This window comes from Escherichia sp. MOD1-EC6021, assembly GCF_002965245.1.
In the GTDB taxonomy this organism is placed as follows: domain Bacteria; phylum Pseudomonadota; class Gammaproteobacteria; order Enterobacterales; family Enterobacteriaceae; genus Escherichia; species Escherichia coli_F.
Genome location: NZ_PTRU01000013.1, coordinates 68,686 through 92,840, shown reverse-complemented (window position 1 = coordinate 92,840; position 24,155 = coordinate 68,686). Strand labels below are relative to the sequence as shown.

27 protein-coding genes are annotated in these 24,155 nt (G+C 50.9%); 17 read left to right on the top strand and 10 right to left on the bottom strand.

All coding sequences use genetic code 11. From position 1 onward, the window contains the following. Nucleotides 1-56: 56 nt before the first annotated feature. From metJ to BEB54_RS16090, 3 genes are read left to right on the top strand one after another with little or no spacing between them, the layout of a single operon-like run. Nucleotides 57-374, top strand: a complete 318-nt coding sequence (gene metJ / locus BEB54_RS16100) for a met regulon transcriptional regulator MetJ (protein WP_000852812.1) — start codon at nt 57-59, stop codon at nt 372-374. 59 nt (nt 375-433) lie between these two features. Next, the gene (locus tag BEB54_RS16095) at nt 434-1,042 is read left to right on the top strand and encodes a YiiX family permuted papain-like enzyme (protein WP_088542124.1); all 609 of its coding nucleotides are present in this window, start codon (nt 434-436) and stop codon (nt 1,040-1,042) included. A 6-nt stretch (nt 1,043-1,048) separates the two neighbouring features. Beyond that, nucleotides 1,049-1,672, top strand: coding sequence for a TIGR02117 family protein (locus BEB54_RS16090; protein WP_000720775.1), 624 nt, complete (start codon nt 1,049-1,051; stop codon nt 1,670-1,672). A 54-nt stretch (nt 1,673-1,726) separates the two neighbouring features. On the opposite strand, the gene rpmE is transcribed toward BEB54_RS16090, so the two are convergent. After that, on the bottom strand, nt 1,727-1,939 hold the full coding sequence (rpmE, locus tag BEB54_RS16085; protein WP_000710769.1) for a 50S ribosomal protein L31: 213 nt from the start codon (nt 1,937-1,939) through the stop codon (nt 1,727-1,729). Nucleotides 1,940-2,141: 202 nt separating this feature from the next. Between rpmE and priA the strand changes: the two genes are divergently transcribed. The 8 genes from priA (at nt 2,142) to BEB54_RS16045 (ending at nt 11,070) form a co-directional block, all read left to right on the top strand. Then, complete coding sequence (gene priA / locus BEB54_RS16080) at nt 2,142-4,340, top strand: primosomal protein N' (protein WP_105277518.1); 2,199 nt, start codon at nt 2,142-2,144, stop codon at nt 4,338-4,340. A gap of 155 nt (nt 4,341-4,495) precedes the next feature. Beyond that, nucleotides 4,496-5,521: a DNA-binding transcriptional regulator CytR gene (gene cytR, locus BEB54_RS16075; protein ID WP_000644899.1), complete on the top strand. Its 1,026-nt coding sequence runs from the start codon at nt 4,496-4,498 to the stop codon at nt 5,519-5,521. A gap of 91 nt (nt 5,522-5,612) precedes the next feature. Next, nucleotides 5,613-6,560 carry a cell division protein FtsN gene (ftsN, locus tag BEB54_RS16070; RefSeq protein ID WP_001353717.1) on the top strand — a complete coding sequence of 316 codons (948 nt, stop codon included), beginning with the start codon at nt 5,613-5,615 and terminating at the stop codon, nt 6,558-6,560. 92 nt (nt 6,561-6,652) lie between these two features. Continuing rightward, nucleotides 6,653-7,183: an ATP-dependent protease subunit HslV gene (gene hslV / locus BEB54_RS16065; RefSeq protein ID WP_000208242.1), complete on the top strand. Its 531-nt coding sequence runs from the start codon at nt 6,653-6,655 to the stop codon at nt 7,181-7,183. 9 nt (nt 7,184-7,192) lie between these two features. Beyond that, complete coding sequence (hslU, locus tag BEB54_RS16060) at nt 7,193-8,524, top strand: HslU--HslV peptidase ATPase subunit (RefSeq protein ID WP_001293344.1); 1,332 nt, start codon at nt 7,193-7,195, stop codon at nt 8,522-8,524. Nucleotides 8,525-8,590: 66 nt separating this feature from the next. Further along, nucleotides 8,591-9,517 (top strand): 1,4-dihydroxy-2-naphthoate polyprenyltransferase, encoded by a 927-nt coding sequence (gene menA, locus BEB54_RS16055; protein ID WP_096002192.1) that lies wholly within the window; start codon nt 8,591-8,593, stop codon nt 9,515-9,517. Nucleotides 9,518-9,609: 92 nt separating this feature from the next. After that, nucleotides 9,610-10,095, top strand: a complete 486-nt coding sequence (gene rraA, locus BEB54_RS16050; protein WP_000872908.1) for a ribonuclease E activity regulator RraA — start codon at nt 9,610-9,612, stop codon at nt 10,093-10,095. Between the two features lie 348 nt (nt 10,096-10,443). After that, a complete protein-coding gene (locus BEB54_RS16045) occupies nt 10,444-11,070 on the top strand; it encodes a hypothetical protein (RefSeq protein WP_123057342.1) in 627 nt (208 codons plus the stop codon). A 38-nt stretch (nt 11,071-11,108) separates the two neighbouring features. Here BEB54_RS16045 and zapB read toward each other — a convergent pair whose 3' ends face one another. Beyond that, complete coding sequence (gene zapB / locus BEB54_RS16040; RefSeq protein WP_001296623.1) at nt 11,109-11,354, bottom strand: septal ring assembly protein ZapB; 246 nt, start codon at nt 11,352-11,354, stop codon at nt 11,109-11,111. Nucleotides 11,355-11,778: 424 nt separating this feature from the next. Here zapB and glpF point away from each other — a divergent pair, with 424 nt between their 5' ends. From glpF to fpr, 4 genes are all read left to right on the top strand, one after another. Further along, the gene (glpF, locus tag BEB54_RS16035) at nt 11,779-12,624 is read left to right on the top strand and encodes a glycerol uptake facilitator protein GlpF (protein ID WP_000084268.1); all 846 of its coding nucleotides are present in this window, start codon (nt 11,779-11,781) and stop codon (nt 12,622-12,624) included. 22 nt (nt 12,625-12,646) lie between these two features. Continuing rightward, a complete protein-coding gene (gene glpK / locus BEB54_RS16030) occupies nt 12,647-14,155 on the top strand; it encodes a glycerol kinase GlpK (RefSeq protein WP_105277519.1) in 1,509 nt (502 codons plus the stop codon). Between the two features lie 230 nt (nt 14,156-14,385). After that, nucleotides 14,386-15,396 carry a class II fructose-bisphosphatase gene (gene glpX, locus BEB54_RS16025; RefSeq protein ID WP_105277520.1) on the top strand — a complete coding sequence of 337 codons (1,011 nt, stop codon included), beginning with the start codon at nt 14,386-14,388 and terminating at the stop codon, nt 15,394-15,396. A gap of 96 nt (nt 15,397-15,492) precedes the next feature. After that, entirely contained in the window at nt 15,493-16,239 is a 747-nt protein-coding gene (gene fpr, locus BEB54_RS16020) for a ferredoxin--NADP(+) reductase (protein WP_000796321.1), read from the top strand. 4 nt (nt 16,240-16,243) lie between these two features. On the opposite strand, the gene uspD is transcribed toward fpr, so the two are convergent. From uspD to BEB54_RS16005, 3 genes are all read right to left on the bottom strand, one after another. After that, nucleotides 16,244-16,672, bottom strand: coding sequence for a universal stress protein UspD (uspD, locus tag BEB54_RS16015; RefSeq protein ID WP_000323553.1), 429 nt, complete (start codon nt 16,670-16,672; stop codon nt 16,244-16,246). Nucleotides 16,673-16,698: 26 nt separating this feature from the next. Continuing rightward, entirely contained in the window at nt 16,699-16,998 is a 300-nt protein-coding gene (locus tag BEB54_RS16010) for a DUF406 domain-containing protein (protein ID WP_000655986.1), read from the bottom strand. A gap of 211 nt (nt 16,999-17,209) precedes the next feature. Beyond that, entirely contained in the window at nt 17,210-17,650 is a 441-nt protein-coding gene (locus BEB54_RS16005) for a DUF805 domain-containing protein (RefSeq protein WP_000155257.1), read from the bottom strand. Nucleotides 17,651-17,750: 100 nt separating this feature from the next. Between BEB54_RS16005 and BEB54_RS16000 the strand changes: the two genes are divergently transcribed. Together BEB54_RS16000 and tpiA are read left to right on the top strand one after the other, a co-directional pair. Further along, entirely contained in the window at nt 17,751-18,350 is a 600-nt protein-coding gene (locus BEB54_RS16000; protein ID WP_000802214.1) for a YiiQ family protein, read from the top strand. A gap of 107 nt (nt 18,351-18,457) precedes the next feature. After that, entirely contained in the window at nt 18,458-19,225 is a 768-nt protein-coding gene (gene tpiA, locus BEB54_RS15995) for a triose-phosphate isomerase (RefSeq protein WP_001216325.1), read from the top strand. Between the two features lie 54 nt (nt 19,226-19,279). Here the strand turns inward: tpiA and cdh are convergent, their stop codons facing one another. The 5 genes from cdh to cpxP all read right to left on the bottom strand — a co-directional run bounded on the left by cdh (nt 19,280) and on the right by cpxP (nt 24,135). Continuing rightward, nucleotides 19,280-20,035: a CDP-diacylglycerol diphosphatase gene (cdh, locus tag BEB54_RS15990; protein ID WP_001355351.1), complete on the bottom strand. Its 756-nt coding sequence runs from the start codon at nt 20,033-20,035 to the stop codon at nt 19,280-19,282. 106 nt (nt 20,036-20,141) lie between these two features. Further along, complete coding sequence (gene sbp / locus BEB54_RS15985) at nt 20,142-21,131, bottom strand: sulfate/thiosulfate ABC transporter substrate-binding protein Sbp (protein WP_001045689.1); 990 nt, start codon at nt 21,129-21,131, stop codon at nt 20,142-20,144. 309 nt (nt 21,132-21,440) lie between these two features. Further along, a complete protein-coding gene (gene pfkA / locus BEB54_RS15980; protein WP_001318165.1) occupies nt 21,441-22,403 on the bottom strand; it encodes a 6-phosphofructokinase in 963 nt (320 codons plus the stop codon). A gap of 180 nt (nt 22,404-22,583) precedes the next feature. Beyond that, nucleotides 22,584-23,486 (bottom strand): CDF family cation-efflux transporter FieF, encoded by a 903-nt coding sequence (gene fieF / locus BEB54_RS15975; protein WP_001076748.1) that lies wholly within the window; start codon nt 23,484-23,486, stop codon nt 22,584-22,586. A 148-nt stretch (nt 23,487-23,634) separates the two neighbouring features. After that, nucleotides 23,635-24,135: a cell-envelope stress modulator CpxP gene (gene cpxP, locus BEB54_RS15970; protein ID WP_001223800.1), complete on the bottom strand. Its 501-nt coding sequence runs from the start codon at nt 24,133-24,135 to the stop codon at nt 23,635-23,637. Nucleotides 24,136-24,155: the final 20 nt, after the last annotated feature.

The window sequence follows — 24,155 nt, the reverse complement described above, 5'->3', positions numbered from 1 at the left end:
CCACATAAATTGTGTGGTCTGGTCTCAATTTATTGACGAAGAGGATTAAGTATCTCATGGCTGAATGGAGCGGCGAATATATCAGCCCATACGCTGAGCACGGCAAGAAGAGTGAACAAGTCAAAAAGATTACGGTTTCCATTCCTCTTAAGGTGTTAAAAATCCTCACCGATGAACGCACGCGTCGTCAGGTGAACAACCTGCGTCACGCTACCAACAGCGAGCTGCTGTGCGAAGCGTTTCTGCATGCCTTTACCGGGCAACCTCTGCCGGATGATGCCGACCTGCGTAAAGAGCGCAGTGACGAAATCCCGGAAGCGGCAAAAGAGATCATGCGTGAGATGGGGATTAACCCGGAAACGTGGGAATACTAAAGCGGAAAAGAGCGGCGCGGAGTTAACCAGCCGCTTTTTTCATACATGGACGTTTAACTATGAAATACAGGCTACTGATCCTCAGCATGCTGGTTTCTGTGCCTGCCCTTGCCTGGCAGCCGGAAACTGGCGACATCATCTTTCAAATCTCTCGCTCATCGCAAAGTAAAGCGATCCAACTGGCGACCCATTCCGATTACAGCCACACCGGTATGCTGGTGATGCGTAACAAAAAGCCCTACGTTTTTGAAGCGGTCGGCCCGGTGAAATACACCCCGCTCAAGCAGTGGATCGCCCATGGTGAAAAGGGCAAATACGTTGTTCGCCGCGTTGAAGGCGGACTGAGTGTTGAACAACAGCAAAAACTGGCGCAAACGGCAAAACGTTATCTCGGCAAACCGTACGATTTCAGCTTCTCGTGGAGCGACGATCGCCAGTACTGTTCGGAAGTAGTGTGGAAGGTTTACCAGAATGCGCTGGGGATGCGCGTGGGTGAACAGCAAAAACTGAAAGAGTTCGATCTCAGCAACCCGCTAGTTCAGGCGAAGCTCAAAGAACGTTACGGGAAAAATATTCCGCTTGAGGAAACGGTGGTCTCGCCACAAGCCATTTTCGATGCGCCACAACTCACCACGGTTGCCAAAGAATGGCCGCTGTTTTCGTGGTAATGGATGATGAAAAAAATAATTCCCGCCGTAGTCTGTTTGTTGCTTTGTAGTTGCACGACCTTTCCGCAAGCTGTCGCTCCGGCAAACAATGACTTTGCAGGCCAGCATAACATTTATATTGTCAGTCACGGCTGGCATACCGGAATTGTGGTGCCCGCCGCAAACGTTAATCGCGTTTTACCGCAACTCGACGCGAGATTTGCGCAACCAAAATGGTATGAAATCGGCTGGGGCGATAAAGGCTTTTATCAGGCACAGGAAATTACCAGCAGCCTGACATTACAGGCGATGTTCTGGTCTACTGGCGCAGTAATGCATGTGGTGGCGTTCTCTGCCCCACCTGAACGCTATTTTCCTGGCAGTGATGTTAAGCCACTGACAATTAACAACGGTCAACTTTCGACCTTAATGTTATTTATTGGTCGGAGCTTTTCCCGTAGCGACGCGGGAAATATTATTCCGCTCAAAAAAGGCATTTATGGTGACAGCCAGTTTTATGCCGCGAATGGTCGCTATGGGATTTTAAATACCTGTAATAAATGGACGGCAAAAGGGTTACAAAGCGCGGGGATAGAGATTGAACCAGCTTTAAAATTGACGGCAGGAAGTGTGATGAGCGCAATGCCTTAAAGTTTTTCAGGCACAAAAAAAGCGCCGTGCGGCGCTTTTTTCGGAAATCCGGTCTTATTTGCTGCCCGGGATGTTGAAACGCTTGTTGAAGCGGTCAACACGGCCACCGGTAGCAACATCACGCTGTTTGCCAGTGAAGAACGGGTGGCACTTGCTGCACACGTCGAGGTTCAGATCATGACCAACGGTGGAGCGGATTTTCATTACGTTACCGCAAGAGCAGCTAGCAGTAATTTCTTCGTATTTCGGGTGAATATCTTTTTTCATGGGAAAACCTCGGTTTAAGGCCGCGTCGCTCTTCCAGCCCTAACGCCAGACACCACGCGATGTTAAAAGTATAGCTTCAATACGATCATTTCGTACGAAGGCGCGAAATCATACAGAAATTAACCAGCGTATGCAAACTGATCCGCACTCTTCTACGGCAATGTGTATACTAACCCACCGAATTTCAAGTCAGGATGATGCTATGCCCGTTGCCCACGTTGCCTTGCCCGTTCCGCTTCCTCGTACCTTTGACTATCTGCTGCCAGAAGGCATGACGGTTAAAGCCGGGTGTCGCGTGCGCGTGCCGTTTGGCAAACAGCAGGAGCGTATCGGGGTTGTGGTGTCAGTTAGCGACGTCAGCGAGCTGCCGCTCAACGAGCTGAAAGCGGTAGTAGAAGTGCTGGACGTTGAGCCGGTATTTACTCACTCCGTCTGGCGATTACTGCTCTGGGCGGCAGATTACTATCATCATCCAATTGGCGATGTGCTGTTTCATGCCTTGCCGATTTTACTGCGCCAGGGGCGGCCTGCGGCGAACGCGCCGATGTGGTATTGGTTTGCCACTGAACAAGGTCAGGCGGTGGATCTGAACAGCCTGAAACGTTCACCCAAGCAACAACAGGCGCTGGCAGCGTTACGGCAAGGCAAAATCTGGCGTGATCAGGTTGCCACGCTCGAATTTAATGATGCCGCGTTGCAGGCGCTGCGCAAAAAAGGTCTGTGTGATTTAGCAAGTGAAACACCAGAGTTTAGCGACTGGCGCACGAACTATGCCGTTTCTGGTGAACGGTTGCGATTGAATACTGAACAGGCCACCGCCGTTGGCGCAATTCATAGTGCGGCAGATACTTTTTCTGCCTGGCTGCTGGCGGGTGTTACCGGTTCCGGTAAAACAGAAGTTTATTTGAGCGTACTGGAAAACGTGCTCGCTCAGGGCAAACAGGCGCTGGTGATGGTGCCGGAAATCGGCCTGACACCGCAAACTATTGCCCGTTTTCGTGAGCGGTTTAATGCGCCAGTGGAAGTTCTGCATTCCGGCCTGAACGACAGCGAGCGTCTTTCGGCGTGGTTGAAAGCGAAAAATGGTGAGGCGGCGATTGTGATCGGCACCCGCTCCGCGCTGTTTACGCCGTTTAAAAATCTCGGTGTGATTGTCATTGATGAAGAGCATGACAGTTCCTATAAACAGCAGGAAGGTTGGCGCTACCATGCCCGCGACCTGGCGGTGTACCGTGCGCACAGCGAGCAAATCCCGATTATTCTTGGCTCCGCAACGCCCGCGCTGGAAACGTTATGCAACGTGCAGCAGAAAAAATATCGCCTGCTGCGCCTGACCCGTCGGGCAGGGAATGCGCGCCCCGCAATTCAACACGTGTTGGATTTAAAAGGCCAGAAGGTACAGGCGGGGCTGGCTCCGGCGTTAATCACCCGTATGCGCCAGCATTTACAGGCCGACAACCAGGTTATCCTCTTTCTTAACCGCCGTGGCTTTGCGCCTGCCTTGCTGTGCCACGACTGCGGCTGGATTGCCGAATGCCCACGTTGCGATCACTACTACACGCTGCATCAGGCGCAACAGCATTTGCGCTGTCACCACTGTGACAGTCAGCGTCCGGTGCCGCACCAGTGCCCTTCCTGCGGTTCCACGCACCTGGTCCCCGTGGGGCTGGGCACCGAACAGCTTGAACAGACGCTTGCGCCGATGTTCCCCGGCGTGCCCATTTCTCGTATCGACCGCGATACCACCAGCCGCAAAGGGGCGCTTGAACAACAACTGGCGGAAGTGCATCGCGGCGGCGCGAGGATTTTGATCGGCACGCAAATGCTGGCGAAAGGTCACCACTTTCCGGATGTGACGCTGGTGGCATTACTGGACGTAGACGGCGCGCTGTTTTCTGCCGATTTTCGCTCGGCAGAGCGTTTCGCCCAGCTTTACACCCAGGTCGCCGGTCGTGCCGGGCGTGCGGGTAAACAGGGTGAAGTGGTGCTGCAAACGCACCATCCGGAACATCCTCTGTTGCAAACATTGCTCTATAAAGGCTACGACGCCTTTGCCGAACAGGCGCTGGCTGAACGACGCATGATGCAACTGCCGCCGTGGACCAGCCATGTGATTGTGCGTGCGGAAGATCATAACAATCAGCACGCGCCATTGTTCCTGCAACAACTGCGTAATCTCATCCTCTCCAGCCCGCTGGCAGACGAGAAACTCTGGGTTCTCGGCCCGGTTCCGGCGCTGGCCCCTAAACGTGGTGGCCGCTGGCGCTGGCAGATATTGTTGCAGCACCCTTCCCGCGTGCGCTTGCAACACATCATTAGTGGTACGCTGGCGCTCATCAATACAATACCGGATTCCCGTAAGGTGAAATGGGTGCTGGATGTCGATCCCATCGAGGGCTAATGCGCAAACGATGCGAGGCGGATCGAAAAATTCAATATTCATCACACTTTTCATGAAAATTCTGTAACCGTTTTCACGCGCTATCTGCTAAAAATGTTGCCGATGTGAAGTAAACATGGAAGTAGTACGCCTGCCGTGCCGGGCGAGGAGTGAGTGTGAAAGCGAAGAAGCAGGAAACTGCCGCGACCATGAAAGACGTTGCCCTGAAGGCAAAAGTCTCTACAGCGACCGTCTCCCGAGCATTAATGAATCCCGATAAAGTCTCCCAGGCCACCCGTAATCGGGTTGAAAAAGCGGCCCGGGAAGTAGGTTATTTGCCGCAGCCTATGGGGCGCAACGTCAAGCGTAATGAATCCCGTACCATTCTGGTGATTGTCCCGGATATCTGCGATCCCTTCTTTAGCGAAATTATTCGCGGTATCGAAGTTACGGCGGCAAATCACGGATATCTGGTGCTGATTGGCGACTGTGCGCATCAAAATCAGCAGGAAAAAACCTTTATCGATTTGATCATCACCAAGCAAATTGATGGCATGTTGCTGCTGGGTTCAAGGCTGCCGTTTGATGCCAGCATTGAGGAACAGCGTAATCTGCCGCCGATGGTGATGGCGAACGAATTTGCACCGGAACTGGAGCTACCTACAGTTCATATCGACAATCTGACCGCGGCATTTGATGCAGTAAATTATTTATATGAGCAAGGGCATAAACGGATTGGCTGTATAGCCGGTCCCGAAGAGATGCCGCTGTGTCACTACCGCCTGCAAGGCTACGTTCAGGCGCTGCGTCGCTGCGGCATTATGGTTGATCCGCAATACATCGCCCGGGGCGACTTCTCCTTTGAAGCCGGAAGCAAAGCGATGCAACAGCTGCTTGCTCTTCCGCAACCGCCTACTGCTGTCTTCTGCCATAGCGATGTAATGGCGCTCGGCGCACTTTCTCAGGCAAAACGCCAGGGGCTGAAAGTCCCGGATGATCTGTCCATAATCGGTTTTGATAACATCGACCTGACGCAATTTTGTGATCCGCCACTGACAACCATCGCGCAGCCGCGTTACGAAATCGGTCGGGAAGCTATGCTGTTATTGCTTGATCAAATGCAGGGGCAACACGTTGGCAGTGGCTCTCGTTTAATGGACTGCGAACTTATCATCCGGGGATCAACGCGCGCGTTACCTTAAAGTAAACCTTTAAGACTGCCGTGACTGGTCAAAGGCCCGCCGCTTAAGTAACATGGCGGGCTGACGAACGAATAAATACAGCGAAACGATAGTGGCACAACGAGATTATGTACGCCGCAGCCAACCGGCACCTTCGCGGCGAAAAAAAAGCACCTCACGGAAAAAGCAACGAAATCTGCCTGCGGTTTCTCCCGCAATGGTCGCTATTGCTGCCGCCGTTCTTGTGACCTTTATCGGTGGTCTGTACTTCATTACGCATCACAAGAAAGAAGAGTCCGAGACGCTGCAAAGCCAGAAAGTGACCGGAAACGGATTACCACCGAAACCAGAAGAACGCTGGCGCTACATTAAAGAGCTGGAAAGTCGCCAGCCGGGTGTGCGTGCGCCCACAGAACCTTCTGCCGGTGGTGAAGTGAAAACGCCGGAGCAACTGACACCAGAACAACGTCAGCTTCTTGAACAAATGCAGGCTGATATGCGCCAGCAGCCAACGCAACTGGTTGAAGTCCCATGGAATGAACAGACGCCGGAACAGCGTCAGCAAACGCTTCAACGTCAGGCACAACAGCGTCAGATTCAGGCGGCTCAACAGCAGCAGCGTCAGGCTGAGCAGGCATATCAACAACCGCGTACCGCGCAAGCGCAGCAACCACCGCGCCAGACGCAGCAGACTCGCCAGGCGGCTCAGCAGCCGTACCAGGATCTCCTGCAAACGCCAGCACACACTGCCGCGGCGCAGCCGAAGTCACAGCAAGTCGCGCCTGTTAGCCGGGCCGCTGACGCGCCAAAACAGACGGCGGAGAAAAAAGACGAGCGGCGCTGGATGGTACAGTGCGGTTCGTTCCGAGGCGCGGAACAGGCAGAGACGGTACGTGCTCAGCTGGCGTTCGAAGGCTTTGACTCGAAAATTACCACCAACAATGGCTGGAATCGTGTGGTGATTGGCCCGATTAAAGGGAAAGAAAATGCCGACGGCACCCTGAATCGCCTGAAGATGGCGGGTCATACAAACTGTATTCGACTCGCTACCGGGGGTTGAAACCCTCAAAATCCCCCCCATCTATAATTGCATTATGCCCCGTACTTTTGTACGGGGTTTGTACTCTGTATTCGTAACCAAGGGGTCAGCTCGTGACAACTATAGTAAGCGTACGCCGTAACGGCCATGTGGTCATCGCTGGTGATGGTCAGGCCACGTTGGGCAATACCGTAATGAAAGGTAACGTGAAAAAGGTCCGCCGTCTGTACAACGACAAAGTCATCGCGGGCTTTGCGGGCGGTACTGCGGATGCTTTTACGCTGTTCGAACTGTTTGAACGTAAACTGGAAATGCATCAGGGCCATCTGGTCAAAGCCGCCGTTGAGCTGGCAAAAGACTGGCGTACCGATCGCATGTTACGCAAACTTGAAGCACTGCTGGCAGTCGCGGATGAAACCGCTTCACTGATCATCACCGGTAACGGTGACGTGGTGCAGCCAGAAAACGATCTTATTGCTATCGGCTCCGGCGGCCCTTACGCCCAGGCTGCGGCGCGCGCGCTGTTAGAAAACACTGAACTAAGCGCCCGTGAAATTGCTGAAAAGGCGTTGGATATTGCAGGCGACATTTGCATCTATACCAACCATTTCCACACCATCGAAGAATTAAGCTACAAAGCGTAAGGATCTCCCATGTCTGAAATGACCCCACGCGAAATCGTCAGCGAACTGGATAAACACATCATCGGCCAGGATAACGCCAAGCGTTCCGTGGCGATTGCACTGCGTAACCGCTGGCGTCGCATGCAGCTTAACGAAGAGCTGCGCCATGAAGTGACCCCGAAAAATATCCTGATGATCGGCCCGACCGGTGTCGGTAAAACTGAAATCGCTCGTCGTCTGGCTAAGCTGGCGAATGCGCCGTTCATTAAAGTTGAAGCGACCAAATTCACCGAAGTGGGCTATGTAGGTAAGGAAGTGGATTCTATTATCCGCGATCTGACCGATGCCGCCGTGAAAATGGTACGCGTCCAGGCTATCGAGAAAAACCGTTATCGCGCTGAAGAACTGGCAGAAGAACGTATTCTCGACGTGCTGATCCCACCGGCTAAAAACAACTGGGGACAGACCGAACAACAGCAGGAACCGTCCGCTGCTCGTCAGGCATTCCGCAAAAAACTGCGTGAAGGCCAGCTCGATGACAAAGAAATCGAGATCGATCTTGCCGCAGCACCGATGGGCGTTGAAATTATGGCGCCTCCGGGAATGGAAGAGATGACCAGCCAGCTGCAGTCCATGTTCCAGAACCTGGGTGGTCAGAAACAAAAAGCGCGTAAGCTGAAAATCAAAGACGCCATGAAGCTGCTGATTGAAGAAGAAGCGGCGAAACTGGTGAATCCGGAAGAGCTGAAGCAAGACGCTATCGACGCCGTTGAACAGCACGGGATCGTGTTTATCGACGAAATCGACAAAATCTGTAAGCGCGGCGAGTCTTCCGGTCCGGATGTTTCTCGTGAAGGTGTTCAGCGTGACCTGCTGCCGCTGGTAGAAGGTTGCACCGTTTCCACCAAACACGGGATGGTCAAAACTGACCACATTCTGTTTATCGCTTCTGGCGCGTTCCAGATTGCGAAACCGTCTGACCTGATCCCGGAACTGCAAGGTCGTCTGCCAATCCGCGTTGAACTGCAGGCACTGACCACCAGCGATTTCGAGCGTATTCTGACCGAGCCGAATGCCTCTATCACCGTGCAGTACAAAGCACTGATGGCGACTGAAGGCGTAAATATCGAGTTCACCGACTCCGGTATTAAGCGGATCGCGGAAGCAGCATGGCAGGTGAACGAATCTACCGAAAACATCGGTGCTCGTCGTTTACATACTGTTCTGGAGCGTTTAATGGAAGAGATTTCCTACGACGCCAGCGATTTAAGCGGTCAAACCATCACTATTGACGCAGATTATGTGAGCAAACATCTGGATGCGTTGGTGGCAGATGAAGATCTGAGCCGTTTTATCCTATAATCGCGTTCAATCATTTTCATCATTGTTTGATGGGGCTGAAAGGCCCCATTTTTATTGGCGCGTATTATGACTGAACAACAAATTAGCCGAACTCAGGCGTGGCTGGAAAGTTTACGACCTAAAACCCTCCCCCTCGCCTTTGCTGCAATTATCGTCGGGACGGCGCTGGCATGGTGGCAAGGTCACTTCGATCCGCTGGTCGCCCTGCTGGCACTGATTACCGCCGGACTGCTTCAAATTCTCTCTAACCTCGCTAATGATTACGGCGATGCAGTAAAAGGCAGCGATAAACCTGACCGCATTGGCCCGCTACGTGGCATGCAAAAAGGGGTCATTACCCAGCAAGAGATGAAACGGGCGCTCATTATTACCGTCGTGCTCATCTGTCTCTCCGGGCTGGCGTTGGTTGCAGTGGCGTGCCATACGCTGACCGATTTTGTTGGCTTCCTGATTCTTGGCGGGTTGTCGATCATTGCCGCTATCACCTACACCGTGGGCAATCGTCCTTATGGTTATATCGGTCTGGGTGATATTTCCGTACTGGTTTTCTTTGGCTGGTTAAGCGTCATGGGCAGCTGGTATTTACAGGCTCATACGTTGATTCCGGCGTTGATCCTTCCGGCGACCGCCTGTGGCCTGCTGGCAACAGCGGTTCTGAACATTAATAACCTGCGTGATATCAATAGCGACCGCGAGAATGGCAAAAACACGCTGGTAGTGCGCTTAGGTGAAGTGAACGCGCGTCGTTATCATGCCTGCCTGCTGATGGGCTCTCTGGTGTGTCTGGCGCTGTTTAATCTCTTTTCACTGCATAGCCTGTGGGGCTGGCTGTTCCTGCTGGCGGCACCATTACTGGTGAAGCAAGCCCGTTATGTGATGCGGGAAATGGACCCGGTGGCGATGCGACCGATGCTGGAACGCACTGTCAAGGGAGCGTTACTGACTAACCTGCTGTTTGTTTTAGGGATATTCCTAAGCCAGTGGGCAGCATAACTGACAAATATCAATTAACAATTGATGATTTTGCCAACAGCCCACATAGCGCGATATACTGAAAATTCTCGCAGCAACTGAATGTTAAGCCTATGAAATACGATACTTCCGAGCTTTGTGACATCTATCAAGAAGATGTTAACGTCGTGGAACCGCTGTTCTCCAACTTTGGCGGACGGGCGTCGTTTGGCGGACAAATAATCACGGTAAAATGTTTCGAGGACAACGGGTTGCTGTACGATCTGCTCGAACAGAATGGCCGTGGTCGTGTTCTCGTCGTTGATGGCGGTGGTTCTGTTCGTCGCGCACTGGTCGATGCTGAGCTGGCGCGTCTGGCAGTACAAAATGAATGGGAAGGCCTGGTCATTTACGGCGCGGTGCGTCAGGTAGATGACCTGGAAGAGCTGGATATCGGCATCCAGGCGATGGCAGCAATTCCAGTCGGTGCCGCTGGCGAAGGCATTGGCGAAAGCGATGTCCGCGTTAATTTTGGCGGCGTCACTTTCTTCTCCGGTGACCATCTTTATGCCGACAATACCGGAATTATTCTTTCAGAAGATCCGCTGGATATTGAATAAGTACCTGCCATGCGTTAAAAGGGGAATTAAATTCCCCTTTTTTATATGCAAAATATTCATAAAGACTATCGTTTGTTTTTATTTAATTCATTTTAAATATCAATAGTTCACATCTGACAATATAAATTAATTATCGATAAATCATTTCATAAAAATATGCAGCATTAAAAATTAATGCTATATGGTAAATTAACTATTCTGGGAATAGGGATATGAATCATCGTTAGTAGCGAACGTATTATATAATAAGGGATTGATATGAGATACGTTATCTTATTAATACTATGGATAATAACTACTTTTCTTAGTCATCTTCAGCACAGCAACCTACTGTCTGGAGATCCTGGCATGGTTGGCGAGTATATCGGTTCAGTATTTCTGGGGCCGTTGTTACTTCCCGTGCTTGTGTCAGGTATTCTGTGCGCATTTATTAAAAAAAAACGTAACTTCGCCAGTTTTACTCGCGGGTGCTGTTGGGTATTGGGAATCCTGCTTTTATCCAAAGTCGGCAATACGTTTCGTATGTTTACCCCGTGGCAATATACCTTTGAGAATGCTGCGATAACCGTGACTATCCCGAACCGACACTGGAATACGGTTTCCATTAGTACTAATAAAACCATTGATATAAGAAGTGAGGATAATAGCGTCTTCATTTCTGCTTTCCGCCTGCCCGCAGGACGTAGCGCCGATGACCCGCTGGAAGCGTTAAAGAAGAAGCAGCGAGACAATCTCAAGGATCAATACAATGAGGAAGCCTTCCAGTTTCATGATTGTAATGCCAAACATTTCACCTGTAAGTATCAGGATGTGTTGATAAATTTTGATGGTCAGCAGAAAAGAACCATCAGTGTTTATCTTGAAGACACCCCCAGGGCTGTGGGGATCATTGCATTAATGGCGCCAGATACGGCAGATAAATATCGCCAACAGGCGATGGAGATTATGCTTTCCGCTAAAAATGCAGTGAAGTAAAAAATAAGGCGCCTTGCGGCGCCTCTGCGTGGAAGAGATTAAACCTCTTCCATGCGACCCAGCAGGGCCTGCAGACGTTCCTGCCAGCCGTTCTGCTGTTCTTTCAGATGGTTGTTCTCACGCTCCAGCTCTTCGCGCTGATGCTGGGCATTTTGAACTTCCTGCGACAGTGAGTTGTTTTTTTCTTTCAGCTCTTCGATTTCCATCTGCAACAGAGTGATGGTATCAATCGCCTGCTGTACTTTTGCTTCCAGTTTCTCAAACACTTCTAATGACATTGTCATACCTCTCCTGAATTGCAAGGCGTTGATGGATAAAAATCCTCGTCCCGATTACCGGTGACGCCTTAATAAATACGAGCGCACTTTAGTTAGCTCCGATTGTATGAAGCCGCGCCATCGCTGTCCAGCGGCACGCCTTGCAGATTACGGTTTGCCACACTTTTCATCCTTCTCCTGGAGACATAATCCACGCAAATCGAAAATGTTAATAAATTTGTTGCGCGAATGATCTAACAAACATGCATCATGTACAATCAGATGGAATAAATGGCGCGATAACGCTCATTTTATGACGAAGCACACACATTTTAAGTTCGATATTTCTCGTTTTTGCTCGTTAACGATAAGTTTACAGCATGCCTACAAGCATCGTGGAGGTCCGTGACTTTCACGCATACAACAAACATTAACTCTTCAGGATCCGATTATGAGTCAAACATCAACCTTGAAAGGCCAGTGCATTGCTGAATTCCTCGGTACCGGGTTGTTGATTTTTTTCGGTGTGGGTTGCGTTGCAGCACTAAAAGTCGCTGGTGCGTCTTTTGGTCAGTGGGAAATCAGTGTCATTTGGGGACTGGGGGTGGCAATGGCCATCTACCTGACCGCAGGGGTTTCCGGCGCGCATCTTAACCCCGCTGTTACCATTGCATTGTGGCTGTTTGCCTGTTTCGACAAGCGCAAAGTTATTCCTTTTATCGTTTCACAAGTTGCCGGCGCTTTCTGCGCTGCGGCTTTAGTTTACGGGCTTTACTACAATTTATTTTTCGACTTCGAGCAGACTCATCACATTGTTCGCGGCAGCGTTGAAAGTGTTGATCTGGCTGGCACTTTCTCTACTTACCCGAATCCTCATATCAATTTTGTGCAGGCTTTCGCAGTTGAGATGGTGATTACCGCTATTCTGATGGGGCTGATCCTGGCGTTAACGGACGATGGCAACGGTGTACCACGCGGCCCTTTAGCTCCCTTGCTGATTGGTCTACTGATTGCGGTCATTGGCGCATCTATGGGCCCATTGACGGGCTTTGCCATGAACCCAGCGCGTGACTTCGGTCCGAAAGTCTTTGCCTGGCTGGCGGGCTGGGGCAATGTCGCCTTTACCGGCGGCAGAGACATTCCTTACTTCCTGGTGCCGCTTTTTGGCCCTATCGTTGGCGCGATTGTAGGTGCATTTGCCTACCGCAAACTGATTGGTCGCCATTTGCCTTGCGATATCTGTGTTGTGGAAGAAAAGGAGACCACAACTCCTTCAGAACAAAAAGCTTCGCTGTAATATGACTACGGGACAATTAAACATGACTGAAAAAAAATATATCGTTGCGCTCGACCAGGGCACCACCAGCTCCCGCGCGGTCGTAATGGATCACGATGCCAATATCATTAGCGTGTCACAGCGCGAATTTGAGCAAATCTACCCAAAACCAGGCTGGGTAGAACACGACCCAATGGAAATCTGGGCCACCCAAAGCTCCACGCTGGTAGAAGTGCTGGCGAAAGCCGATATCAGTTCCGATCAAATTGCAGCTATCGGTATTACGAATCAGCGTGAAACCACTATTGTTTGGGAAAAAGAAACCGGCAAGCCTATCTATAACGCCATTGTCTGGCAGTGCCGTCGTACCGCAGAAATCTGCGAGCATTTAAAACGTGACGGTTTAGAAGATTATATCCGCAGCAATACCGGTCTGGTGATTGACCCGTACTTCTCTGGCACCAAAGTGAAGTGGATCCTCGACCATGTGGAAGGCTCTCGCGAGCGTGCACGTCGTGGTGAATTGCTGTTTGGTACGGTTGATACGTGGCTTATCTGGAAAATGACTCAGGGCCGTGTCCATGTGACCGATTACACCAACGCCTCTCGTACCATGTTGTTCAACATCCATACCCTGGACTGGGACGACAAAATGCTGGAAGTGCTGGATATTCCGCGCGAGATGCTGCCAGAAGTGCGTCGTTCTTCCGAAGTGTACGGTCAGACTAACATTGGCGGCAAAGGCGGCACGCGTATTCCAATCTCCGGGATCGCCGGTGACCAGCAGGCGGCGCTGTTTGGTCAGTTGTGCGTGAAAGAAGGGATGGCGAAGAATACCTACGGCACTGGCTGCTTTATGCTGATGAACACCGGCGAGAAAGCGGTGAAATCAGAAAACGGCCTGCTGACCACCATCGCCTGTGGCCCAACTGGCGAAGTAAACTATGCGCTGGAAGGTGCGGTGTTTATGGCGGGCGCATCCATTCAGTGGCTGCGCGATGAGATGAAGCTGATTAATGACGCCTACGATTCCGAATATTTCGCCACGAAAGTGCAAAACACCAACGGTGTGTATGTGGTTCCGGCCTTTACCGGGCTGGGTGCGCCGTACTGGGATCCGTATGCGCGCGGGGCGATTTTCGGTCTGACCCGTGGAGTGAACGCTAACCACATTATACGCGCGACGCTGGAGTCTATTGCTTATCAGACGCGTGACGTGCTGGAAGCGATGCAGGCCGATTCTGGTATTCGTCTGCACGCCCTGCGCGTGGATGGCGGCGCAGTGGCGAACAATTTCCTGATGCAGTTCCAGTCCGATATTCTCGGCACGCGCGTTGAGCGCCCGGAAGTGCGCGAAGTCACCGCATTGGGTGCGGCCTATCTTGCTGGTCTGGCGGTTGGCTTCTGGCAGAACCTCGACGAGCTGCAAGAGAAAGCGGTGATTGAGCGCGAGTTCAGTCCTGGCATCGAAACCACCGAGCGTAATTACCGTTACGCAGGCTGGAAAAAAGCGGTTAAACGCGCGATGGCGTGGGAAGAACACGACGAGTAATATCAGGCATCTGAACCAATTGCCTGATACTGATCGCCTGATGCGACGCTTACGCGTCTTATCAGGCCTACGAGCCGATGCCATTTTGTGTAGGCCGGATAAGGCGTTCACGCCGCATCCGGCATGTCGTAGACTCTGAAATCGTGCGGGGGCAACCCCCGCACACATCAATAATCCTGCCCTTCCCCTGTGCTACACTTCGCGCCATTCCTTACTGCTTAGAGTTTGCTATGAGACGAGAACTTGCCATCGAATTTTCCCGCGTCACCGAATCTGCGGCGCTGGCTGGCTACAAATGGTTAGGACGCGGCGATAAAAACACCGCGGACGGCGCAGCGGTTAACGCCATGCGCATTATGCTCAACCAGGTCAACATTGACGGTACCATCGTCATTGGTGAAGGTGAAATCGACGAAGCGCCGATGCTCTACATTGGTGAAAAAGTCGGTACCGGTCGCGGCGATGCGGTAGATATTGCTGTTGATCCGATTGAAGGCACGCGCATGACGGCGATGGGCCAGGCTAACGCGCTGGCGGTGCTGGCAGTAGGCGATAAAGGCTGCTTCCTCAACGCGCCGGATATGTATATGGAGAAGCTGATCGTCGGACCGGGAGCGAAAGGCGTCATTGATCTGAACCTGCCGCTGGCGGATAACCTGCGCAATGTTGCGGCGGCGCTCGGCAAACCGTTAAGCGAACTGACGGTAACGATTCTGGCGAAACCACGCCACGATGCTGTTATCGCAGAAATGCAGCAACTCGGCGTACGCGTATTTGCTATTCCAGACGGCGACGTTGCGGCCTCAATTCTCACCTGTATGCCAGACAGCGAAGTTGACGTGCTGTACGGTATTGGTGGCGCGCCGGAAGGCGTGGTTTCTGCAGCGGTGATCCGCGCATTAGATGGTGACATGAACGGTCGTCTGCTGGCGCGTCATGACGTCAAAGGCGACAACGAAGAGAATCTTCGCATTGGCGAGCAGGAGCTGGCGCGCTGCAAAGCGATGGGCATCGAAGCGGGTAAAGTGTTGCGTCTGGGCGATATGGCACGCAGCGACAACGTCATCTTTTCTGCCACTGGCATCACCAAAGGTGATCTGCTGGAAGGTATTAGCCGCAAAGGCAATATCGCCACCACCGAAACACTGCTGATCCGCGGTAAATCACGCACCATTCGTCGCATTCAATCCATCCACTATCTGGATCGTAAAGACCCAGAAATGCAGGTGCACATTCTCTGAGTGATTTGATCGATTGAGCCTTCCAGTCCTTCGGGACTGGAATTTTTTTGTTCGGAGAACGAAGATAAGGCAAGTCAATCAAAACAGGAGAAAAACATGGCTGATTGGGTAACAGGCAAAGTCACTAAAGTGCAGAACTGGACCGACGCCCTGTTTAGTCTCACCGTTCACGCTCCCGTGCTTCCATTTACTGCCGGGCAATTCACCAAACTAGGCCTTGAAATTGATGGCGAACGCGTCCAGCGCGCCTATTCCTACGTTAACTCGCCCGATAATCCCGATCTGGAGTTTTACCTGGTCACCGTCCCCGATGGCAAATTAAGCCCACGACTGGCGGCACTGAAACCGGGCGATGAAGTGCAGGTGGTTAGCGAAGCAGCTGGCTTCTTTGTGCTGGATGAAGTACCAGATTGCGAAACGCTATGGATGCTGGCAACCGGTACAGCGATTGGCCCTTATTTATCAATTCTGCAACTGGGCAAAGATTTAGATCGCTTCAAAAATCTGGTTCTGGTTCACGCCGCACGTTATGCCGCCGACTTAAGTTATCTGCCACTGATGCAAGAACTGGAAAAACGCTACGAAGGGAAACTGCGCATTCAGACGGTGGTCAGTCGGGAAACGGCGGCGGGTTCGCTCACCGGGCGAATACCGGCGTTAATTGAAAGTGGTGAACTGGAAAGTGCGGTGGGCTTGCCGATGGATAAAGAAACCAGCCATGTGATGCTGTGCGGCAATCCACAGATGGTTCGCGATACGCAACAGTTGCTAAAAGAAACCCGGCAGATGACGAAACATTTACGTCGTCGACCGGGCCATATGACAGCGGAGCATTACTGGTAAGCGGTTACTTATCGATAAACGGCACGATGAGCAGATCCGCTTTCAACTTATTGATCATCCCGCGGTATGCCGGCATCAAACGGTTGATAAATGAGTGGTGATGACCACAGACAAGGAGGTCGCACTGCTCTTGTTGCATAATATCCAGCAGTGTTTCCGGCATTTCCCCACGTTCAATACGCAGTTTTGTCTTCGGCCATTGAATATTTTTCGTCAGTTTATACAGCTTGTTATCCGACTTATTCTTCAACAATTGAAGAATATCCTCTGTTGCAGGGAAGTAGATACCCGGATACAACTCGCTTAAGCCATCATCAATATGAATTAACGTCAGGTGAGCGTCATTATGTCTGGCGAGCTCCAGGGCTTTATTCACCAGTAAGGCATCTTCTTCATTCCCGGAAATTGCCACGCCAATGTGTTTATAAGCCATGTTTAACTCCTTCTAAAGCAACTCCATCAAGCTAACGAACGCAGTGATAACTCAAAAATAATCATCTCGGCCTGGCATGAGAAGGTGAAGGCCGCATCAAGCTCAACTTGCCCCTCCAGATCCTTAATCTTATAGGCCACGCTGGCCCCTTCATCCGCAGAGGATGCAGCGGCAGCAAGCTCTTTCAGTTTGGTCATAAAGGACTCTGCTTCTTCGCGGGTGGCAAAAAAGCGCGAAAACTTACTGGTACAGTTGTCGTTATCAATCACCGTACCGATATCAATCGCACATCCTTTAGTACTGCATTTATCTACGACATCTTTCATAGGGCACCTCTGTATATTCGCCTCTCTGTCGATTACGACTTAAGAATAATGCGCCGTTAAGGGAAGAACAAACAAGTAATGATCTTATGGATTACCATTTTTTTTGATATTGCTTAAGGTGAAGAGATCAGAAGGATTTTCCGGGCATTGTCATTTTCAACGTGGAAATAACAAACCCGGAAAAAAATAGCAGTAAGAGATATATTAAAGGTTAATTACTTGATTTATTGTCGGCTTTATACTTCACATCCTGAGTGTCTTTACCATATTTATTTTCGCCTTGTGTGCCAACAAACGCACCAAGATCGATAAGCATCATCACCAGAATCAACGTCGGGACAAAACGCCCCACCGCCCATTGCCAGACACCAGGTAAAATCGCCCAGTTACCCGCCAGCAGCATCCACGCCACAATCATCAGAAATGCCCATGCGCCGGAACGCCCGCGATCATGCAAGCGCTTAACGGTTACTGCCGCTGTTGGCCAAAGCAAGCACACAAGGCAAAACGCCGCGGTCTGAATATCGAGTAAATTTTTACCCGCCAGTGAGAAAAGCACCAGCATGCCTGCGAACCACAGGCCTATCCAAATCCAGAAATCACGGCGTCCAATACGCCCTTTAAATGAAAATAACCATTGCTGTATGGTCATGTAAGTTCCTTGATGGTTGTCTTTTCCAGGATTCTACCCTTTTGACAAGGGCGACAGATATCGTTTTAATCGGAGCCAGTCATAACAAAAGGTACTGTCAATGAAGCCAGGGTGTACGCTGTTTTTTCTCTTATGTTCTGCATTAACCGTTACAACAGCGGCGCATGCACAAACACCAGATACGGCAACGACCGCGCCTTATCTGCTGGCTGGAGCCCCTACTTTCGATCTCTCCATCAGCCAGTTTCGAGAAGACTTTAACAGCCAGAATCCCAGCCTGCCACTGAACGAATTTCGTGCCATCGACAGCAGTCCCGACAAAGCCAATCTCACTCGTGCTGCAAGTAAAATTAATGAGAACTTGTATGCTTCTACAGCGCTGGAGCGCGGTACCTTAAAAATCAAAAGCATTCAAATGACCTGGCTACCCATCCAGGGGCCAGAGCAAAAAGCCGCGAAAGCGAAAGCTCAGGAATACATGGCAGCGGTGATCCGCACACTCACCCCATTAATGACCAAAACACAAAGCCAGAAAAAACTGCAGTCGCTACTAACGGCGGGGAAAAACAAACGTTATTACACCGAGACCGAAGGTGCACTGCGTTATGTTGTCGCGGACAACGGCGAAAAGGGGCTGACCTTCGCTGTTGAACCGATTAAGCTGGCGCTATCTGAATCGCTTGAAGGTTTGAATAAATGACAAAAAGCAAAGCCTTTGTGCCGATGAATCTCTATACTGTTTCACAGACCTGCTGCCCTGCGGGGCGGCCATCTTCCTTTATTCGCTTATAAGCGTGGAGAATTAAAATGCGACATCCTTTAGTGATGGGTAACTGGAAACTGAACGGCAGCCGCCACATGGTTCACGAGCTGGTTTCTAACCTGCGTAAAGAGCTGGCAGGTGTTGCTGGCTGTGCGGTTGCAATCGCACCACCAGAAATGTACATCGATATGGCGAAGCGCGAAGCTGAAGGCAGCCACATCATGCTGGGTGCGCAAAACGTGGACCTGAACCTGTCCGGCGCATTCACCGGTGAAACCTCTGCTGCTATGCTGAAAGACATCGGCGCACAGTACATCATCATCGGCCACTCTGAACGTCGTACTTACCACAAAGAGTCTGACGAACTGATCGCGAAAAAATTCGCGGTGCTGAAAGAGCAGGGGCTGACTCCGGTTCTGTGCATCGGTGAAACCGAAGCTGAAAACGAAGCGGGCAAAACTGAAGAAGTTTGTGCACGTCAGATCGACGCGGTACTGAAAACTCAGGGTGCTGCAGCATTCGAAGGTGCGGTAATCGCTTACGAACCAGTATGGGCAATCGGTACTGGCAAATCGGCAACTCCGGCGCAGGCACAGGCTGTTCACAAATTCATCCGTGACCACATCGCTAAAGTTGACGCTAACATCGCTGAACAAGTGATCATCCAGTACGGCGGCTCTGTAAACGCGTCTAACGCTGCAGAACTGTTTGCTCAGCCAGACATCGACGGCGCGCTGGTTGGCGGTGCTTCTCTGAAAGCTGACGCTTTCGCAGTGATCGTTAAAGCTGCAGAAGCGGCTAAACAGGCTTAAGTCTGACAGGTGCCGGATTTCATATCCGGCACTTACTTTCCTTAACTCCTCGCCTTAACGCAAAATCTCACACTGATGATCCTGGATTTCCTCGGCTGAAGCACGGTTCAGCGTCAGTAGATTTCGTTGTGTCGCCAGCAACACAAACGAATTATCACTCTGCCGCACCATCGCCAGCCCGTAGCTTCCCATATGTTCCCGCGCCTCAGGCACTTCTTCTGCAAGCATCATAAATGGGCTGCGTTGTACCAGTTCGCTTTCCGTTACCCGACGCGCCAGGTATTCATGCCCGTGCAAACCACCTGGCAGTGGCAACCAGCGGCTGCTGATGTTCGCCAGATTGTTATCCAGCTGTTCGCGCACATCAGGACGAATACAAGAGATATGAATATGAAAATGGTTTTGCGTACGCCCGGTGCGAGAGTTGATCGCCAAAGAAACCGCGCGATCGGGAACCGGCTGGCCGTATTTTTTGCTCATAAAATCACGCGCCTGCCAGGCCAACCAAAAGAAGTTCGGCGTTGAAGGATCGGTCAACAAAGGACTTTCAGTACCGTTAATACGATACGTTGGCATCAACAGATATTGCAGTGGGCCATTAAGATCTTTTAAAACCACGTATCCGGCATTAGGTTTGACTTCCGCACATGGCGAAGGATTTTGATTTTGCTGCTGATTGGGCAAACATTCCTCAAGGACAATCTTACGTAATGTATCCGACTCTTCACCGGTTAATTTCCAGTAACCAATACCGGCAGCCACAACGGCGATAACTATCATCACCAAAAAAAGAAGACCCGCTTTTTTCATCTTTTTTTCCCTGTACCTCAAAGAGATGCAAGGGTAACGCAAAATCGTGACAAATAAAAAACCCGGTCGCGAGAAACCACCGGGTTTGATAATTATCCTGGGGAAATCAGCGTTTGCTGATCTGATCGAACGTACCGCCGTTAGCAAAATGCTCTTTTTGCGCTTTCGTCCAGCCGCCGAACTCTTCATCAATGGTGAATAACTTCAATTTTGGAAACGCATTTTCGTACTTTTTCGCTACCTCAGCGTCGCGCGGACGGTAGTAGTTTTTCGCGGCAATTTCCTGACCTTCTGGCGAGTAGAGATATTTCAGGTAGGCTTCCGCCACCTCTTTAGTACCTTTTTTCTCAACCACTTTATCGACCACCGACACGGTTGGCTCTGCGAGGATAGACTCACTCGGCGTGACGATTTCGAATTTATCTTTCCCCAGTTCATTCGCTGCCAGCAGAGCTTCGTTTTCCCAGGCAATCAGTACATCGCCAATTCCGCGCTCGACAAAAGTGTTAGTGGAGCCGCGCGCGCCAGAATCCAGAACTTCGACGTTTTTATACAGTGCCCGAACAAAATCCTGCGCTTTTGCCTGATCGTTGTTGTTGTGGTGCAGCGCGTAGCCCCAGGCAGCCAGGTAGTTCCAGCGCGCGCCACCAGAGCTTTTCGGATTAGGCGTGATCACCGAAACACCCGGTTTAATCAGATCGTTCCAGTCATGGATCTGCTTCGGATTGCCCTTACGTACCAGGAAAACAATGGTGGAAGTGTACGGTGCGGAGTTATCCGGCAGACGTTTGATCCACTCTTTATCAATCCGCCCGCGTTCCGCAATTGCGTCCACGTCATAGGCCAGAGCCAGAGTGACAACATCAGCTTCTATGCCATTGATTACTGACGTCGCTTGTTTACCGGAACCACCATGAGACTGGCGGATTACCACATTGTCGCCGGTTTGCTGTTTCCAGTGGGCGCTGAATGCCTTGTTGTACTGTTCGTACAATTCGCGCGTTGGATCATATGAAACGTTAAGAAGCTGAATATCCTTTGCCATAACGCTGGTTGCCGCCAGCAAAAATGTTAACCCTACGCCCCACTTGTTCATCGCCCGACTCTCTTATGTTGTGTTGTGATGAGCAAAGCGTGCCAGAAGGTTAACCAAACATTAAAGAATAAAAAAAGATTGGCTATAACTTGCGGGTATATGTTGGGGGATTAAAAAGGCGGAAGAAATCCGCCTCATATTGCTGACAAAGTGCGCTTTGTCCATGCCATATGCGCTTACACGGCCTACAAAAGTTTGCAAATTCAATAAATTGCAGAATTCATGTAGGCCTGATAAGCGAAGCGCATCAGGCATTTTTGCTTCTGTCATCGGTTTCAGGCTAAAGGAATCTGCCTTTTTCCGAAATCATTAATACAGTTTTTTCGCGCAGTCCAGCCAGTCGCCTTTGAACGGACGCTTCATGTTTTCGATAGCGTCGATGATGTCGTGGTGAACCAGCTGTTCGTTCTGGATACCTACACAACGACCGCCGTAACCTGCCAGCAGCAGTTCAATGGCGTAAGCACCCATACGGGAAGCCAGAATACGGTCGTAAGGCACCGGAGAACCACCACGCTGAATGTGGCCCAACACAGTTGCACGGGTTTCACGACCAGTTTCTTTCTCGATGAAATGCGCCAGTTCGTCAACATCACACATGTGTTCGGTAATCGCCACGATCGCGTGTTTTTTACCTTTCGCGATACCCGCTTTGATTTCGTTTACCAGGTCTTCACGGCTGAATTCAACTTCCGGAACTACAACGAATTCACAGCCACCGGCAATGGCCGCAGCCAGGGTCAGATCGCCACAGTAACGCCCCATCACTTCCACCACGGAAATACGCTGGTGAGAAGAAGAGGTGTCACGCAGGCGGTCGATCGCTTCTACAACGGTGCTCAGCGCAGTGAAGAAACCGATAGTGTAGTCAGTGCCTTTGATGTCGTTGTCGATAGTGCCCGGCAGGCCGATGCACGGGAAGCCCATTTCGGTCAGACGCATTGCACCCATGTAGGAACCGTCACCGCCGATAACCACCAGCGCGTCGATACCACGTTTTTTCAGGTTTTCGATAGCCACGGCGCGGATGTTCTCGTCGCGGAATTCCGGGAAACGCGCAGAACCGAGGAACGTACCGCCACGGTTGATCATGTCAGACACGCTGTAACGGTCTAGCTGTACCATACGGTCTTCATACAGACCCAGATAGCCGTCATAAATACCCATTACTTCCAGACCTTCTGTCAGCGCAGAACGAACAACCCCGCGAATTGCGGCGTTCATGCCTGGCGCATCACCGCCGCTTGTCAACACACCGATTTTCTTAATCATGACTACCTCTGAACTTTGGAATGCAAAATGAAATCTGTTGCCGGAAGTCTTCTTGCACATCGAAGTGATCCAACGAATGTGCAAATAGTATAACAATCACTTCCTGCTGAATTGATTCAGGTCAGGCCAAATGGCGGTATTTTATACACAAAATGCGGGTCTGGCTCTCTTTTATACTGATTATGAAAGCATAGACCGTTTACCCTCCCTGGGTACGACGGAACAGGGGTCCTGATGGATAATCACATCCGATCCCGGAAAACGCCGTAAAATAGCCTGCTCTACCTGATCCGCCACCATATGTGCCTGAACCAAAGGCAGAGAGTCTTCCATTTCCAAATGAATCTGAATAAAGCGGGTCGGCCCTGACTGCCGCGTGCGAAGATCGTGAGCGCCGCTAACACCCGGCCAGGAAGTCACGATATCAATAATTTCTTGCCGTTCCTCATCAGGTAATGCGCGATCCAGTAATGACTGTACCGCCTCATATCCCATGCGTAACGCGCTATATAAAATATAGATGCCGATTCCCAATGCAAACAGAGCATCGGCGCGATGCCAGCCGTACCAGGACAACCCCAGCGCCAGCAGAATTGCGCCGTTCATCATAACATCAGACTGGTAATGTAGCATATCAGCCCGCACCGCCTGGCTTTGCGTCCGGCGCACCACCCACCGCTGAAACGAGACAAGGATAATCGTACAAATTAGCGCCACAATTGTCACGATAACCCCGACGCCTGGATCTGTCATCGGTGTTGGAGATACCAGATGTTGAATACCCGTCAAAAACAGGAATAGTGCCGAACCGGAGATAAACATACTTTGCGCCAGCGCCGCGAGGGACTCAGCTTTACCGTGACCAAACGAGTGATTATCGTCGGCAGGTTGCAGGGAATATCGCACCACCAGTAAATTCGTCAACGACGCGCCGATATCCACCAGCGAATCCACCAGCGCGGCGAGAATACTCACCGACCCGGTATACCACCATGCAAAAATTTTAATCAGCAATAGCAGCGAAGCCATCGCCGTTGCAGCAATCGCCGCCCGACTGACCAGCCGTCCATAAGATTGATTCATAAATACTCCCGCTATCAACTGACGGTAGTATAACGGAAGCAAATCATCTGCAATGCATTAAGCAGTAGGCAAATTGAGGATAAAAAAAACCCCCACATCATGTGGGGGAAGACAGGGATGGTGTCTATGGCAAGGAAAACAGGGTTTACTACTGGGAACGTGAGTTGCTACTACTCAATAGCTTCAACGATGAACTTTTTTGCCATTGCGTCACGTCGCGCAACTGCTCCATTCGTTGTTGATGTTTCTCGTTTAAAACCGCTTGCTGCTCCGGCGTTAACAGGCGATACATTTGGTTGCGGACTTTTGCCATCTCAACCTGACGAGCAATTTGCTCATTCGCCATTTTTTCTGCCTGTGCGCGCACAGCGTTTTCATCAAAATTTTCTGCGGTGACAAGGCGATGCATTGTCTCCAGTTCGCTAACATTAACAGGAGGCTGTTCGTGCCGGGCCTGTTGCATAAGATCTCGCATCTGCTGACGCTGATGTTCGGTTAAACTTATGCCGTCGAACATATGGCTCTGCGTACTGCGCTGCGTAAGTTCTTCACCCGGATGCCAGTTATCGCCTGAACCGACTTCAGCAGCGTGGCTTAATGAACTGACTGCCAGCGTTGAGGCCATGACGGCAGCGGTAACTATGCGCATCATTTGCTCCCAAAATCTTT

Bases quoted from the DNA above. Each gene is read 5' to 3' on its own strand.
- glpF (WP_000084268.1), top strand. From the start codon at position 11,779: ATGAGTCAAACATCAACCTTGAAAGGCCAGTGCATTGCTGAATTCCTC.
- hslU (WP_001293344.1), top strand. From the start codon at position 7,193: ATGTCTGAAATGACCCCACGCGAAATCGTCAGCGAACTGGATAAACAC.
- priA (WP_105277518.1), top strand. From the start codon at position 2,142: ATGCCCGTTGCCCACGTTGCCTTGCCCGTTCCGCTTCCTCGTACCTTT.
- glpX (WP_105277520.1), top strand. From the start codon at position 14,386: ATGAGACGAGAACTTGCCATCGAATTTTCCCGCGTCACCGAATCTGCG.
- rpmE (WP_000710769.1), bottom strand. From the start codon at position 1,939: ATGAAAAAAGATATTCACCCGAAATACGAAGAAATTACTGCTAGCTGC.
- cpxP (WP_001223800.1), bottom strand. From the start codon at position 24,135: ATGCGCATAGTTACCGCTGCCGTCATGGCCTCAACGCTGGCAGTCAGT.
- fpr (WP_000796321.1), top strand. From the start codon at position 15,493: ATGGCTGATTGGGTAACAGGCAAAGTCACTAAAGTGCAGAACTGGACC.
- cdh (WP_001355351.1), bottom strand. From the start codon at position 20,035: ATGAAAAAAGCGGGTCTTCTTTTTTTGGTGATGATAGTTATCGCCGTT.
- tpiA (WP_001216325.1), top strand. From the start codon at position 18,458: ATGCGACATCCTTTAGTGATGGGTAACTGGAAACTGAACGGCAGCCGC.
- uspD (WP_000323553.1), bottom strand. From the start codon at position 16,672: ATGGCTTATAAACACATTGGCGTGGCAATTTCCGGGAATGAAGAAGAT.
- glpK (WP_105277519.1), top strand. From the start codon at position 12,647: ATGACTGAAAAAAAATATATCGTTGCGCTCGACCAGGGCACCACCAGC.
- pfkA (WP_001318165.1), bottom strand. From the start codon at position 22,403: ATGATTAAGAAAATCGGTGTGTTGACAAGCGGCGGTGATGCGCCAGGC.
- BEB54_RS16090 (WP_000720775.1), top strand. From the start codon at position 1,049: ATGAAAAAAATAATTCCCGCCGTAGTCTGTTTGTTGCTTTGTAGTTGC.
- BEB54_RS16095 (WP_088542124.1), top strand. From the start codon at position 434: ATGAAATACAGGCTACTGATCCTCAGCATGCTGGTTTCTGTGCCTGCC.
- fieF (WP_001076748.1), bottom strand. From the start codon at position 23,486: ATGAATCAATCTTATGGACGGCTGGTCAGTCGGGCGGCGATTGCTGCA.
- BEB54_RS16000 (WP_000802214.1), top strand. From the start codon at position 17,751: ATGAAGCCAGGGTGTACGCTGTTTTTTCTCTTATGTTCTGCATTAACC.
- metJ (WP_000852812.1), top strand. From the start codon at position 57: ATGGCTGAATGGAGCGGCGAATATATCAGCCCATACGCTGAGCACGGC.
- sbp (WP_001045689.1), bottom strand. From the start codon at position 21,131: ATGAACAAGTGGGGCGTAGGGTTAACATTTTTGCTGGCGGCAACCAGC.
- zapB (WP_001296623.1), bottom strand. From the start codon at position 11,354: ATGACAATGTCATTAGAAGTGTTTGAGAAACTGGAAGCAAAAGTACAG.
- BEB54_RS16005 (WP_000155257.1), bottom strand. From the start codon at position 17,650: ATGACCATACAGCAATGGTTATTTTCATTTAAAGGGCGTATTGGACGC.
- rraA (WP_000872908.1), top strand. From the start codon at position 9,610: ATGAAATACGATACTTCCGAGCTTTGTGACATCTATCAAGAAGATGTT.
- BEB54_RS16045 (WP_123057342.1), top strand. From the start codon at position 10,444: ATGGTTGGCGAGTATATCGGTTCAGTATTTCTGGGGCCGTTGTTACTT.
- BEB54_RS16010 (WP_000655986.1), bottom strand. From the start codon at position 16,998: ATGAAAGATGTCGTAGATAAATGCAGTACTAAAGGATGTGCGATTGAT.
- menA (WP_096002192.1), top strand. From the start codon at position 8,591: ATGACTGAACAACAAATTAGCCGAACTCAGGCGTGGCTGGAAAGTTTA.